Here is a 14167-nt window from a genome sequence, read left to right on the forward strand (position 1 = left end):
CGGGGACGCGGGCCCGAGGCCGGTCGGACGGTGTGCGCGGAACGTCACAACCCGGTGATGAGCGGGATCCGGAACCCCGTTCATCTCATTCCGGTCAACCCCAGCCCGCTACGCTGACCGTATGACGAGCGAGGAGCAGCCCACCCCCAGCGCCGCCCCGGCCGCCCGCGACGCCACGTCCGGGCTGCCCGAGGTCGCGCCAGCCGGGACCCCGGTCGACCGGGCTCGCGCGCTGCTGCGGACGCGCCCCTACCGGCGCCTGTGGACCACCCAGCTGATCGGTGGCACCGCCGACCGGCTCGGCCTGCTGGTGCTGCTCGCGCTCACCGTGATCGCCGTCGCCCTCGGCGGCCAGTTCGGCGCCTTGCCGCGCAGCCTCGCCTTCGCCGTCACGGCGGTCCTCGCCGTCCGGCTGGCGGCCACCGGGCTGGTCGGCGTCGCGCTGCTCGGACCGGTGCACCGGCTGGTCGCCGGCCGGCTGGACCGGCGCTGGACGCTGTTCGGCGCCGACGCGCTGTGCGCCCTGCTGATCGGCCTCGCCCCCTGGTGGACCGTCTGGCTGGGCTCCGGCCCGAAGCCCTCCGGCGCCGCCGCCTACGTCCTGCTCGCCACCGTGTTCGTCACCGGTGCCGCCGAGCGGGTCCGGGGGATCGCCAAGGACGCCGCCGTCCCCGGCCTGCTGCCGCCCGCCGATCCGTACGCCCCCGCCGCCGAGCAGCGGCCCGCCGCCGCCCACCTGGACACCGTCCGGAGCATCGACCGCTTCACCGGCTGGGCCACCCTGCCGCTCGCGGCCGCCGGCCTGGTCGCCCTCACCCTGCTGAACAACATCGGCGCCGCTCTCGGCTCGGACTGGCTCCGGGCCCACCAGGTCACCTTCGCCGCGCTCGGCGCGGCCGGCCTGTTCGCCGCCTCGGCTGCTCGCGACTACCTCCAGCAGCTGCCTGTCGGCCCGGTGGCCGTCGCCCCGCACTCGCCGCTGCAGGGCCTGCGCGCCCCCACCGACGCCACGCCCGGCCCCGCGCTGAGCAAGGGCCGCACCGGCAGCGCCCCGTACTTCACCTTCGCCGTCGCCGCCGGGTACGCCTCGATGGCCGGCGTCGCCGCGCTCGCGCTGCTCACCGCCGCCGAACACCGGGCCGGGCCGATCGGCTACGGCCTGCTGGTCCTCGCCGCCACTGCGGCGCCCGCCCTCGGCTCCCGGCTCACCCGGGCCACGCTGCCCGCGCTCTCCCGCCGCCGCCTGCTCGCGCTGGCGCTGCTCACCGAGGGTGTGGCGCTGATCCTGGCCGGGCTGGTGCTGGACTTCGTCCTCGTCCTGGCCCTCATCGTGCTGGCCGGCCTCACCGCCGGGATCGTCGTCTCCGCCGGGCGCACCCTGCTCGGCCAGGAGGTCGAGGAGGCCCGGCTGCCGAAGGTCACCGAGCACCTGTACGCGGTGCTGCGGGTCGTGGTCGGCGCCGCGCTGGTCGTCGTCCCGCTGATCGCCGCGGCGTACGGGGACGTCGAGTACGGCACGGTCGAGCCCGGCTCGTTCACCTTCATCCACGGCGGCGCGGCCCTGGCCGTCGCCACCTCGGGGCTGCTCACGCTGGTTCTCGCCGCCGTCGTCCTGCTGCGGACCGACGACCGGCGCGGCACCGCGCCCTTCGGCCGGGACCTGGTCGACGCGGTGCGCGGCGCCGTCGGCCCGGCCCCGCGCCAGGGCGCCGGCACCGGCTTCTTCATCGCCCTGGAGGGCGGCGACGGCGCCGGCAAGTCCACCCAGGCCCAGGCGCTCGCCGAGTGGATCCGCGGCAAGGGCCACGAGGTCGTGCTCACCCGCGAGCCCGGCGGCAGCCCGGTCGGCCAGCGGCTGCGCGGCCTCGTCCTGGACGTCGGCAACACCGGCCTGTCGCACCGCGCCGAGGCGCTGATCTACGCCGCCGACCGGGCCGAGCACGTCGAGAACGTCATCCGGCCGGCCCTCGCCCGCGGCGCCGTGGTGATCACCGACCGGTACATGGACTCCTCCATCGCCTACCAGGGCGCCGGACGCGACCTGGCCGCCACCGAGGTCGCCCGGATCTCCCGCTGGGCGACCGGCGGGCTGCTCCCCGACCTGACCGTCGTCCTGGACGTCGACCCGACCAGGGCCCGGGAGCGCTTCACCGAGGCGCTCGACCGGCTGGAGTCCGAGCCCACCGAGTTCCACCAGCGGGTCCGGGCCGGCTTCCTCGCCCTCGCGGCCGCCGACCCGGCGCGCTACCTGGTCGTCGACGGCAGCCAGGCCCCCGGCTTCGTCACCACCGCCATCCGGCACCGGCTCGACCGCGAGCTGCCGCTCTCCGAGCAGGAGAAGGACGCCCGCGCCGAGCAGGAGCGGCTCGCCCGCGAAGAGGCCGAGCGCCGCGCCGCCGAGGAGGCCCGCAAGAAGGCCGAGGCCGAGGCCGCCGAGCGCAAGCGGCAGGAAGTGCTGGCGCAGCTGCGGGCCGAACAGGCCGAGCAGGAGCGGCTGGCCAAGGAGGAGGCCGAACGGGCCGCCGCCGAGGCCCGGCGCAAGGCCGAGGAGGAGGCCCGCCGTCGGGCGGAGGAGGAAGCCCGCCGCCGCGCCGAGGAGGAGGCCAAGCGGAAGGCCGAGGAGGACGCCCGGCTGGCCGCGGAGGCCGCCGAGCGCAAGCGCCTCGCCGACGAGGCGGCCGCCCAGGCGGAGCTGCAGCGGCAGCGGGAGCTCCAGCGCGAGGAGCAGCGCCGCCGGGCGGAGGAGGCGCTGCAGCGGGCCGAGGAGGCCCGGCTGGCGCAGGCCGCCGCGCTCGCGGCCGCGGCTGCGGCAGCGCAGACGGCGGCGGATCGGGCGGCGGCGGGTACGGCCGGCCTGGCGGGCTCGGCGGGCCTGGCGGGCTCGGCCGGTTCGGCCTCGGGCTCGGCTGCTGGTCAGGCTGCCGGTCCGGCCGCTGGTTCGGTTCCCGGGGATGCCGTGACCACCGAGCTGCGGGCCGTCCGGGACGTCCCGGGGGCGGGGCCCGTGGGCACTCCCGGGCCCGGCGGCACCGACGAGGCGACGCGGGAGCTGTCGCTGCGGGACAGCCAGGCGGCCGTCCGGGCGGCGGAGGCCGCCGACGCGACCGCCCAGCTGCCGGTCGTCCCGCCGACCGCCGTGGACGAGACGGCCGTGTTGCCGAAGGTCACGGAGGAGGCGGACCGGACCGCGGTGCTGCCGCGGATCGAGCCGGGGCGTCCGGCGCCGGGGCGTTCTGTGTCGGGGCGTTCTGTGTCGGAGCGTCCGGCCCCGGGCCGGGTGGAGCCGGGCCGTGCGGGGGCGGGTCGTACCGAGGCGGGCCGTACCGAGGACCGGGTGCCGCCGGGGCTGTGGCGCGAGGAGCCGGTGGACAGCACCCGCGAGCTGCCGGTGGTCGGCGACGAGCCGCAGCCCGCCGACGAGTCGCAGGCCACCGCCGAGCGACCCCGGCCGGAGTGGGCCGAGGAGACGCCGATGGACGACCTGCCGAGCCTCACCGACACCCTGCTCGGCTCGCGTGACGAGTGGGCGCGCTGGAATCACGGCGGCCCGGCCCCGCAGGACCCGCGTGGCGGCCAGGACCGGCCCGCCCCCGGGGGCGACCAGGGCGGGGTCGGCGAGGGCGGGGTCGGCGAGGGCGGCGGCAAGGGCAAGGGCCGTCGCTGGGGCCGTCGGGGCTGAGGGGCGGCCGGGGCTGGCCTCGGGCGTAAGGCGGTACGGACGACGGTAGGACAGCGGTACGGACGACGGGCGGCGTCGTCGGGGTGGAGAGCCCCGGCGGCGCCGCCCGTCGCCTTCGGCGGTGGGGCGCCTCCTTTCGGTGGTGGGCGCCCCGGAGGGCGCCGTGGCTGTCGGAGCGGACACGTATGCTCGACGGCGGGGAAGAGGCGCCGGGAGCGCTGCCGTACGGAGCTTGGGAGCAGCAGTGGCCGTCTGGGACGACCTGGTGGGCCAGGAGCGGGTGGTCGAGCAGCTGACCGCCGCCGCCCGGTCGGCCGGGGCGACGATCGCGGCCGGCCGCGGAGCCGGCCCGCAGCCGGGCGGGAACGCCTCCCTGATGACGCACGCCTGGCTGTTCACCGGCCCGCCCGGGGCCGGGCAGGTCACCGCCGCGCGCGCGTTCGCCGCGGCCCTCCAGTGCACCAGCCCGGACCTCGCGCTCGGCGGTACGCCCGGCTGCGGGTTCTGCGACGGCTGCCACACCGTGCTGGCCGGCAGCCACGCCGACGTCAAGTACGTCCGGACCGACGGCCTGTCCATCGGCGTCGGCGACATGCGCGAGCTCGTGCTGCGCGCCTCCAGCTACCCGACCGGCGGCCGCTGGTCGGTGATCCTGGTCGACGCCGCCCACCGGCTCACCGAGGCCGCCGCGAACGCGCTGCTCAAGGGCGTGGAGGAGCCCTCCCCGCGCACCGTCTGGCTGCTCTGCGCCCCCTCCGTCCAGGACGTGCTGCCGACCATCCGCTCGCGCTGCCGCCTGCTCGTCCTGCGCACGCCCGCCGCCGAGGCCGTCGCCGACATGCTGGTCCGCCGCGACGGCGTCGACCCGGAGACGGCCCGGCTGGCCGCACTCGCCGGGCAGGGCGACGTCGAGCGTGCGCGCCGCCTCGCCGTCGACGACCAGGCCCGCACCCGCCGCGCCGAGGTGCTGCGGATCCCGCTGGAGGTCGGCGACATCGGCGGCTGCCTGGCCGCCGCCCAGCGTCTCGTCGACACCGCCAAGGCCGACGCCGAGGCGCTCGCCGAGACCCAGGACGCCAAGGAGACCGACGACCTGAAGGCCGCCTACGGCGCCGCCGAGGGCAGCAAGGCGCCGCGCGGCATGGCCGGGGCGGTCAAGGAGCTGGAGAAGCGGCAGAAGAGCCGGGCCACCCGCACCCGCCGGGAGACCCTCGGCGTCGCGCTGCTCGACCTGCTCGGCTTCTACCGGGACGTGCTCGCGCTCCAGCTCGGCTCCAGCGGCACCCTCGCCAACGAGGACCAGCGGCAGGCCCTGAACCGGGTCGCGCAGGACGGCCCGCCGGAGGGCACGCTGCGCCGGATCGAGGCGGTGCTCGCCTGCCGGCGGGCGCTGGACCGCAACGTGGACCCGCTGCTCGCCGTCGAGGCGATGACGGTGGCGCTGCGCGCGGGCTGAGCTGCGTTGCCGGGCCGTCGGGCCGTCGGGCCGCTGGTCCGTCGGTCCGCCGGGCCGTCGGGCCCTTGGGCCCTTGGGCCGCTGGGCCGTTCGGGGTGGGACCGTGGGGCCGGGTGTCCGGCGTAGGCCTCCCGGAGCCGTCCCGTTGTCCCACCTTCGAGTGAACGATCGATACGCGCCGGGCACACCCGCGTGCGACCGTCCGCCCGTTGTGCACGCTGGGGGCCGACTGTGCCCCGGTGCCGGGGCCGTCGCCCCCGTACGGCACCGGGTCCCGTCCGGCGTCGGCCCTCCTCCCGAGGCGGTGCGTCCCATGGTTCGTTCGCTCCTCGTCATCCCCCTGCTGATGGCCGCGCTGGGCGGGATCTGGCTGGCCCGCGGCGCGCTCCAGCGCTGGCGCGACCTGCGCGCCGCCGCGACCTACGAACTGGCCGGTGAACGCTGGCCGATGCTGGTGCGGGCGGCCGGAGCGATGATCTGCGGGGTCTGCGTCACCGCGCTGACGCTGCTCACGGCGCTCGGGGCGTTCGGCGGCCTGACCCCCCGCGGTCAGGAATCGGACCGGGCCGAGTCGATGGTCGGCGCGGCGGGTGCGGGCCCTGGCGGGGGACCGGCGGTCCGGCAGCAGCCGGCGCCGCCCGTCGTGGCGGAGCCGGCCGCGGCCTCCGGCGCCCCGGCGGCCGCCGTGAGCCACTTCGACGGCGTCGGTCAGCCGGGCGGCGGCGAACTGCTGCAGTCCGCCGTGCCCGGCCCGGACGGGCAGCCGCGCACCGTCCGGGTCTGGCTGCCGCCGCAGTACGCCAAGGAGCCGAACGCGCGCTTCCCGGTCGTCGTGATGCAGGCGGCCACCCCGCGCAAGACCGCCGATGCCGAGGTCCCGGACGTCTTCGAGGGCCTCACCGCGGCCCTGCAGACCGGTCGCGCGCGCCCCTTCATCCTGGTCGCCCCCGAGGCGCCGAACGGCACCGCGCACCCCTGCGACCTGGTCGCCGCCGCGCCGGCCGCCGTCGCCGACGACGAGACGCTGCGCGCCGCCATCGCCGCCTCGTTCCGCATCCTGGCGCCCGGCCCGGCCTCCTGGGGCACCCTCGGCGTCGAGGGCGGTGCGCCGTGCGCGGCCGCCGCCGGGCTGTCCCGCCCCGATCTGTACGGCGCGGCCGCCGCGGTGTCCGGCCGCTACGACGCCGCCGCGCTCACCCAGGCCGGCGCCGAGGCCCCGGCCGGCAGCGCGGCGAAGCTCCTGCTGGCCGCCGCCAAGGCCGACACGGCCGGGCTGGACACGGCCCGCAAGCTCCAGGCCGCGCTCCAGGCCGGGGCCGGACCGGCGGCCAAGGCCGAAGTGAAGATCTCCGACAACGTGCAGGACTACACCCCCGACCGGGAGCGGATGCGGCTCGTCCGGCAGGCGGCGCAGTACCTGGCCGACGCGCTGGCCAAGGCGTCCTGACCCGGTGTGGACGGGGCGTCGCCGCCCGGTGCCCGTGGCGGGTGCCGGGCGGCGCGCTGTGGTGCAATGCGAGGCGGGTCGCCGGGCGACGACCCTGGGTGACGATCGAGAGGGCTCGGATGATCGCGAGGGGTCGGATGAGGGCCACCGGGCGAGTACTGGCCGCGGCGCTCGCCGTCGGGCTGCTGGCGGGCGGGTGCGGGGTGGGTTCGCCGGGTTCATCGGGTTCGTCCGGGGTGGGGGGCGGCGGGCCGTCCGGTCCCGCCGGGGCGGCCTCGTCGAACGCGGCCGGGGCCGTGGAGCCGTCCACCCCGGCCCCGCCCGGGGTCACGCCGCTGGAGCCGCTGCCCGCCGCCGTCCCGGCCGGGCTGGCCCCGTACTACGCGCAGCGGCTCGACTGGCAGCCGTGCGACGGCGGGTTCGAGTGCACCGCCTTCCGGGTGCCGCTGGACTACGACCGGCCCGGCGACGGCGACCTCACCCTGGTGGCGGCCCGCGCCACCGCCGTCCCAGCGGGCTCGGGCTCGGGTTCCGAGGAGGGGGGCGGGGGCGGCCGGCTCGGCTCGCTGCTGCTCAACCCCGGCGGGCCCGGCGGCTCGGCGGTCGAGTACCTGGAGGCCGCCGCCCGGACGTACGACAGCGGCGTGCGCGCTCGGTACGACCTGGTCGGCCTCGACCCGCGCGGAGTCGGCCGCAGCAACCCGGTCACCTGCCTGAGCGGCGACCGGATGGACGCCTACACCGCCGTCGACCTCACCCCCGGCGACCAGCACGGAATCGACGCGCTGATCGCCGCCGACAAGGAGTTCGCGGAGGGCTGCCGGCAGCGCGCCGGGGCGGCGCTCGGCCACCTCGGCACCGTCGAGGCCGCCCGCGACATGGACGTGCTGCGCGCCCTGCTCGGCGACGAGCGGCTGAACTACGTCGGCAAGTCCTACGGCACCTTCCTCGGCGCCACCTACGCGGGGCTCTTCCCCGGCCGGGTCGGGCGGCTGGTGCTGGACGGCGCGGTGGACCCGTCGCTCGACTCGGTCACCGGCAACCGCACCCAGGCCGGCGGCTTCGAGACCGCCTGGGCCGCCTTCGCCAAGGACTGCGCCAAGCACGAGGACTGCCCGCTCGGCCGCACCGAACAGCAGATCGGCGATCAGCTCACCGCCCTGCTCGCCACCGTCCAGGCCGACCCGCTGCCCAGCACCGACCACGGCCGCCGACTCACCGCGGCCCAGGCGACCACCGGCGTCATCCAGGCCATGTACGCCGACTTCCTCTGGCCCAAACTGCGCACCGCGCTCACCGACGCCAAGGCCGGCGACGGCACCGGCCTGCTGAGGCTCTCCGACTCCTACTACGGGCGCGAGGCGGACGGCTCGTACCCCAACCTGATGTTCGCCAACACGGCGGTGAACTGCCTCGACCTGCCCGCCCCGTTCGCCGGGCCGGAGGACGTCCAGCGCGCCGTGCCGGACTTCGAACAGGCCTCGCCGCACTTCGGCCGCGACATGGCGTGGATGGCGCTGGCCTGCACCTACTGGCCGGTCCGGGCCACCGGCACGGCGCACACCATCCGGGCCGCCGGCGCCGCCCCCATCGTCGTCGTCGGCACCACCCGCGACCCGGCCACCCCGTACGCGTGGGCCCAGGCGCTGGCCGGGCAACTGGAGTCCGGACGCCTGCTCACCTACGACGGGGACGGCCACACCGCGTACGGGCACCACGACGCCTGCGTGGACGGCGTGGTCAACCGCTACCTGCTGGCGGGCGAGGCACCGGAGCCGGGCAAGCGCTGCGCCCGGTAGCGGGATGGTTTCCGCTTCAACCGACCGCCGGTGCGACGTTACGATGAGCGCCCCCCGCCCTCATCCCCTCCCCTCCCCGGAGCGCACCGTGCTCGGAGTCAACGACCTGGCGACGTACGTCCTCGGCGCCCTCGTCATCGTCCTACTGCCCGGCCCCAACTCCCTGTACGTGCTGTCCGTCGCCGCCCGCAAGGGCATCCGGACCGGCTACCAGGCCGCCGCCGGCGTCTTCGTCGGCGACCTCACCCTGATCAGCCTCACCTCGCTGGGCGCCGCCTCCCTCCTCAAGGCCAACCCGGCCGTCTTCGCCGTGGTCAAGCTCGGCGGCGCCGCCTACCTGCTCTGGATCGGCTACGGCATGCTCCGCGCCGCCCGCCAGCTCTGGCGCGAACGCCGGACCGCCGACAACCCCGACAACCCCGACAACCCCGCCGCCACCGCCGAACCGGCCGCCGAACCCGTCGAGCGCCCGTTCCGCCGCGCCCTGGTGATCAGCCTGCTGAACCCGAAGGCGATCCTCTTCCTGCTCTCCTTCTTCACCCAGTTCGTCGACCCGGCCTACGGTCAGCCGGCCCTCTCCTTCGGCCTGCTCGGCGGCATCCTCCAGACCTTCAGCGTGCTCTACCTCTCCCTGCTGATCTTCGCCGGCACCACCCTCGCCGCCACCTTCCGCCGCCGCAGGCGCCTCTCCGCCACCCTCACCAGCGGCGTCGCCGTCCTCTTCGCCGGCTTCGCCGCCAAACTCGCCGTCTCCTCCGCCTGACCCCCACCCCCGCCAACCGGGTGTGGATCACCCGCGAAACCTGTGTAGACTGGCCCGCGTTGCCACCACGCGTGACAACGGTGCCGCCTTAGCTCAGCTGGCCAGAGCAACGCACTCGTAATGCGTAGGTCGCGGGTTCGAATCCCGCAGGCGGCTCTGTAGAAGCCCCAGGACTCACTCGCCGTGACCTGGGGCTTTTGCCTTTACTGCATCCGTCGCCGCCGTCGCGCGCGGGCCGCCCGCGTGTTCGCGGTCTCAGTTGTGGTCTCAGTTCCGGCCGGGTGGGGCCAGAGCGCGTTGCCCATTCGCCTGGCGGCCTCACGGGTCGGAGGCCGCGCAGGTCCTCGTTCCCGGCGGCCTTGGGGCCGAAGGTGGTCTCGTCGAACAGCACCGTGGGCCGGGCGTCGGGGTCACAGACGGACCGGAACAGCGCGGCGGGGCTGACGTCGGTGGTGAGCATCGGGCGCGGGGCGAGCGTCCTTACGATCTCCAGCGCACGGGTCTTGCCCGATCCGGGCTCCGGGGAGAGGAACGCGATGCGCGGGGTGGACTCGAAGGTGTCGAGCAGGTGGGTATGGCTTGAAGCGGAGGTGGAAGGCCTCGACGGCGTCGAGCACGGCGGCCCCGTCGTCGGTGTCGGTGGTGACGGGCGGGTTGGGATCGGTCACCGGCGTCGGCCTGCTCGTCCAAGTCGGAGACCGCGATCCCCGACCGCCAGTACGGCGAGAGGTGGGAGTGGACGCCACCGGCGGACGCGGGTTGTTCCTGGTGAGCGAGATGGCCAATCGCTGGGGTTACTACCTGACCGCAGCCTCCGGGAAGGTTGTCTGGTCACTTCTCCTGATCTGGCATCACCAGGGTTCCGGCAAGACGCTGCTGATGGTGTTCGCCGCCTCGCTGCTGCTGGCCGACGCCCGCACCGAGTCACCCACGATCATCCTGCTTTCGGACCGGACCCAGCTCGTCCGACAGACCTCCAAGGCCTGTACCTCCGCTATGGGCGACTCCTACTTCCATCGGCCCGCCACCAGCCAAGCGTTGCACTCCCTGCTGGCCGACGACGTGGGCGGTGTCATCTCCACGACCGTCCACAAGTTCGCTGACGCCGGCAAGGACCTAGGGAGGACGAGAAGCCGCCGTCCGCGGCGGAGATTCTGGACCGGATCAAGGCTGCCCTCGACAAGGGCGTCGAACCAGAATCCGCGAAGTACACCGCCCTCGCGGAGCGGATAAGGCAGCTGCGGGACCGGATCATCCAGAACGCCCAGGATGCACTGGACTTCCTGTCCGAAGCACTTCGGGTCGCTCGTGCTGTCGTGGACGCTGAGAAGCACCCCAACGAAGCCGTTGTCGTGCTGGATGACGACCACGTGGGTGTCCTGTCGCGGATCATCCATGACCACGCACCGTCCGGTCTCACCGTCACGGAGAGGAACCTTGCCGAGGAGATCGACCAGGTGGCCGCCCCACGCTTCGCCAAGTTGTGCTCCCCTCCGGTTGTCGGTTGCTGCAAGTAGGGTTCTCTGGCTGCTTCATTGTGGATGGCACACCAGAGGAGGGGCGTGAACCAGTTCGAACTGCGGCGCGTAGAACGGGAACTCCGGGAGGCGCTGTCCGGCACCGACTTGCAGTGGGTCCTTGACGACGTCGATGACGCGATTGCGGCGGGCGTGCCCGAGGAGAAGATCCTCCGGCGGCGTCCTCACCGCCGCGGAGAGGACCGCCAGCCGACCAGCCCAGCGGCTGAGGCGGCCCGATACCAGGTCTTGGACCGTCGTGAGCTGGGCCCTGCCGAATTCGAGGCCTCGCGTAAGCGGGGGACGCTCGTCATCACCACCCGGCCCATGACCGAAGAGGAGCGTGTGTTGCTCCTTCTCGATGCTCTGAAGCGGCTTTTCGTCGAGTTGCCTGAGATCGAAGGGGAGACCCTGAAGGTGCTCCAGTCCGTACCGGACAGCGATACGGGAAGTCGCAGCGTCATCCAGGGCGTCGTATTCGAGCCTGACGAGAGCACCAGGCCTCGCCGCTCACAATCCACCATCGTGGCCAACCGAGTGGCGGCGGAGCGGCGCGAAAGCGTCAGCCTTCTCTTCGACGACGTAACAGACGGGGTGCGCAGTTGAGCAAGGTCGACCAGCTGATCGGTGAGATCAAGAGTCTGCTGGGCGCAGGTACGGTGTCTTACGACGCGGCATCCAAGCTGTCGGACGTCTACGAGGGGTACATCTTCTCGCTGATCGTCGGTACTGCGAGTCGGCACGGGGCCACCGTCACCTACGAGGACGTGCGCGGGTCGAAGGTCGGCAGTCTCCTATTCCGCACCGGCCCTGGTCAGCTCTACGCCAACAGCCGCCCATTCACTCATGCCGTTATCGAGTTTGACGGTGCTCCGGCCCTTGAGGTCCACCTCGGGGTCTATGTGCAAGGAACGTCTGGTGTCCTGCACGAATGCGACGTGCTTGTACTGCCGGCCGACGAGGCTGCGCTGAGTCGTGCGCAACAGATCGCGCCACGCGGGAGTACGTGCGTGCTCATCGTCGAGTGCAAGTACTACCTCTCGAACCTCGGGATCGGGCTTGCCCGGAACTTCGAGGGGCTCCGGGCTGATATCCGGACTCAGGGCGAACTCTTCGTCTCCAACATTGGCTCCTCCAGCATCGTGCGATACCTCGATGCCCGTGGGAGAGGCTTCGAGCGTGATGTGGTGCCCAACTCGCCCCAAGCGGGCTACCTCCAAGGGGAAATCCGTAGGACGTTCAAGAGCTACCTGAGCAAGCATTCGCCGTCGACGGTGATCTGATGAAGATGGCGGCAGTAGCCGTCATGATCACTTTCGGGCCCGTCATGCGTAGGTCGCGGGTTCGAATTCCGCAGGCGGCTCGGGAAGACGGAAGCCCCAGGTCATGTGGTTTATGACCTGGGGCTTTTGCGTGGGCGGGGTGGGGCGGGTTACTGGTCGAGGTAGGCGAGGACGGCGAGGACGCGGCGGTTGTCGCCGTCGGTGGGGAGGAGGCCGAGCTTGGTGAAGATGTTGCTGATGTGCTTGGCGACGGCCTTCTCGGTGATGAAGAGGCCCTGGGCGATGCCGGCGTTGGAGCGGCCCTGGGCGAGCCATTCGAGGACTTCGCGTTCGCGGTCGGTGAGGCTGCCGACGTTCTCGTCGCGTTCCTTGCGGACGAGGAGCTGGGAGATGACGTCGGGGTCCATCGCGGTGCCGCCGTCGGCGACGCGGCGGATCGAGTCGAGGAACTGGGAGCCGTTGGTGACGCGGTCCTTGAGCATGTAGCCGACGCCGCGGCCGCCGCTGGCGAGGAGTTCGCGGGCGTAGAGCGGTTCGACGTACTGGGAGAGGAGCAGGACCGGGAGGTCGGGCATGGTGCGGCGGGCGGTGAGGACGGCGCGCAGGCCCTCGTCGGTGAAGTTCGGCGGAAGCCGGACGTCGACGACCGCGACGTCCGGCTGCTGCTCGGTGAGGGCTGCGAGGAGGTCGGCGCCGTTGTCGACGGCGGCCACCACCTCGTGTCCGTAGGCCTGGAGGAGGCGGATCAGGCCGTCCCTCAGGAGGAAGTGGTCTTCGGCGAGGACAATACGCACGGAAGCTCCATCGTCACCATGGTCGGGCCGTTGACGGGGCTGTTCACGGCCAGGACCCCGTCGAACGTGCTGAGTCGTCGCTCGATGCCGCGCAGGCCGGTGCCCCGGGTGGCGTCGGCGCCGCCGCGGCCGCTGTCGGTCACGGTGATGCGCAGCATGCCGTGATCGTAACGGATGTCGATCCAGGCCCGGTCGGCGCCGGAGTGCTTGGCGACGTTGGTGAGGATCTCCGAGATCGCGAAGTAGGCGGCGGACTCGACGGGCATCTCGGGGCGGCCGGGGAGGTCCACGACGACCTCGGTGGGGACCGGGCAGACCATGGCCAGCGCCCGTACCGCGTCGGCGAGTCCGCGGTCGGCGAGGACCGGCGGGTGGATGCCGCGGACCAGGTTGCGGATCTCCTCCAGGGCCTTGGAGGAGGACTGGCGGGCCTCGATGAGCAGGGCCCGGACGGCCTCGGGGTTGGTCTCCAGCAGGTGTTCGGCGGCGTCCAGGGTCATGCCCATCGCGACCAGGCGGGCCTGGGCGCCGTCGTGCAGGTCGCGTTCGATCCGCCGGATCTCGGCCATCTGGGTGTCGACGGCGGTGCTGCGGGTGGTGGTGAGGTGCTGGATCCGGCTGGCCATCAGTTCCTGCTCGCTGGGGGCGAGCATGGAGTGGGTGTACAGGGCGTGCTTGCGGACGGCGCGGGGGGCCATCCACAGGGCCAGCGGCAGTTGCAGGACGCCGAGGACGCCGGCCAGTACCGCGGTGGCCTGGCCGTCGATCGGGATGAACTGGTACCAGAGGCCGTCCCACTGGGTCGACAGCGGGACGCCGAAGAAGGCCAGGAAGATGCCCCAGAAGCCGCTGAGCAGGACGGCGATCGGCATGAAGGCGAGGAAGCCGCCGGCGATCGGGTCGGTGAGCACCCAGGTGAACTCCCGCTTGGTCTGCGGGTCGCTCATGATCCAGCGGTAGCGGGCGACGGCCCCCGAGGCGCCCTCGGGGGCGGCCGGCAGGCCGCTGGGCGGGCCGGGGATCTGCACGCCGGACCAGCGCTCGGACAGGCCGCGCTGGCGGGCGGCCAGTGCCCGGACGCGCTCCATGGCCCGCGGCACCAGGCCGAGGCCGGGGCCGACGAGGGAGATCGCGCCGGTGACCCCGAGCGAGCGTCCGAAGGCCGCGACGGACATCCAGCAGAGGGCCAGTGCCCGCCGCAGCCCGGTGAATCCGGCGGGGACGGAGAATCCCCTGATCTCGACCGCCGAGGGGCTTCCCCCGAGCTTCATCGTGCGGTCCATGACCCGCTCCTCTCTGTGCCGTTCGCTGTGCCGCGGCCGTGGTGGCCGTGTGACCATTCTGGCGGGGACGGCGTGCCGGAATCGGTAGTAATAACCCCCCTCTTGCACGACCGGAGGGGGAGGTTCTTCTACCTGGCGGCGGCGGT

General features: G+C 73.7%; 11 protein-coding genes and 1 tRNA gene. 10 read left to right on the top strand and 2 right to left on the bottom strand.

Annotated features, from left to right (window positions below; all coding sequences use genetic code 11):
• The first annotated feature begins 121 nt into the window (after positions 1-121).
• From tmk to ACFVX9_RS08425, 10 genes are all read left to right on the top strand, one after another.
• On the top strand, positions 122-3679 hold the full coding sequence (gene tmk, locus ACFVX9_RS08380) for a dTMP kinase (RefSeq protein WP_387981015.1): 3558 nt from the start codon (positions 122-124) through the stop codon (positions 3677-3679).
• A gap of 244 nt (positions 3680-3923) precedes the next feature.
• Positions 3924-5135, top strand: a complete 1212-nt coding sequence (locus ACFVX9_RS08385; protein ID WP_380373045.1) for a DNA polymerase III subunit delta' — start codon at positions 3924-3926, stop codon at positions 5133-5135.
• A gap of 313 nt (positions 5136-5448) precedes the next feature.
• On the top strand, positions 5449-6582 hold the full coding sequence (locus ACFVX9_RS08390) for a hypothetical protein (RefSeq protein WP_380479116.1): 1134 nt from the start codon (positions 5449-5451) through the stop codon (positions 6580-6582).
• Between the two features lie 137 nt (positions 6583-6719).
• Positions 6720-8381 carry an alpha/beta hydrolase gene (locus ACFVX9_RS08395; protein WP_387981017.1) on the top strand — a complete coding sequence of 554 codons (1662 nt, stop codon included), beginning with the start codon at positions 6720-6722 and terminating at the stop codon, positions 8379-8381.
• Positions 8382-8469: 88 nt separating this feature from the next.
• Positions 8470-9144 (top strand): leucine efflux protein LeuE, encoded by a 675-nt coding sequence (leuE, locus tag ACFVX9_RS08400; RefSeq protein ID WP_387981019.1) that lies wholly within the window; start codon positions 8470-8472, stop codon positions 9142-9144.
• Between the two features lie 82 nt (positions 9145-9226).
• A tRNA-Thr gene (locus ACFVX9_RS08405) sits at positions 9227-9300 on the top strand.
• A gap of 579 nt (positions 9301-9879) precedes the next feature.
• A complete protein-coding gene (locus ACFVX9_RS08410; protein WP_380479107.1) occupies positions 9880-10377 on the top strand; it encodes a DEAD/DEAH box helicase family protein in 498 nt (165 codons plus the stop codon).
• 83 nt (positions 10378-10460) lie between these two features.
• On the top strand, positions 10461-10661 hold the full coding sequence (locus ACFVX9_RS08415) for a hypothetical protein (protein ID WP_380479104.1): 201 nt from the start codon (positions 10461-10463) through the stop codon (positions 10659-10661).
• Between the two features lie 45 nt (positions 10662-10706).
• Entirely contained in the window at positions 10707-11267 is a 561-nt protein-coding gene (locus ACFVX9_RS08420) for a hypothetical protein (RefSeq protein ID WP_387981022.1), read from the top strand.
• Positions 11264-11944 (top strand): hypothetical protein, encoded by a 681-nt coding sequence (locus ACFVX9_RS08425; protein ID WP_387981024.1) that lies wholly within the window; start codon positions 11264-11266, stop codon positions 11942-11944. Before ACFVX9_RS08420 ends, ACFVX9_RS08425 begins: the two co-directional genes overlap by 4 nt.
• A gap of 149 nt (positions 11945-12093) precedes the next feature.
• On the opposite strand, the gene ACFVX9_RS08430 is transcribed toward ACFVX9_RS08425, so the two are convergent.
• Both ACFVX9_RS08430 and ACFVX9_RS08435 read right to left on the bottom strand, forming a co-directional pair.
• On the bottom strand, positions 12094-12738 hold the full coding sequence (locus ACFVX9_RS08430; protein ID WP_063348719.1) for a response regulator transcription factor: 645 nt from the start codon (positions 12736-12738) through the stop codon (positions 12094-12096).
• The gene (locus ACFVX9_RS08435) at positions 12702-14021 is read right to left on the bottom strand and encodes a histidine kinase (protein WP_063348720.1); all 1320 of its coding nucleotides are present in this window, start codon (positions 14019-14021) and stop codon (positions 12702-12704) included. The genes ACFVX9_RS08430 and ACFVX9_RS08435 overlap by 37 nt, the downstream gene beginning before the upstream one ends.
• Positions 14022-14167 lie beyond the last annotated feature (146 nt).

The organism is Kitasatospora sp. NPDC058243 (assembly GCF_042882025.1).
Taxonomy (GTDB): Bacteria; Actinomycetota; Actinomycetes; order Streptomycetales; family Streptomycetaceae; genus Kitasatospora.

Excerpts from the sequence above, each read along its gene's own strand:
- ACFVX9_RS08435 (WP_063348720.1), bottom strand. The coding sequence starts at position 14,021 with ATGGACCGCACGATGAAGCTCGGGGGAAGCCCCTCGGCGGTCGAGATC.
- tmk (WP_387981015.1), top strand. The coding sequence starts at position 122 with ATGACGAGCGAGGAGCAGCCCACCCCCAGCGCCGCCCCGGCCGCCCGC.
- ACFVX9_RS08390 (WP_380479116.1), top strand. The coding sequence starts at position 5,449 with ATGGTTCGTTCGCTCCTCGTCATCCCCCTGCTGATGGCCGCGCTGGGC.
- ACFVX9_RS08395 (WP_387981017.1), top strand. The coding sequence starts at position 6,720 with ATGAGGGCCACCGGGCGAGTACTGGCCGCGGCGCTCGCCGTCGGGCTG.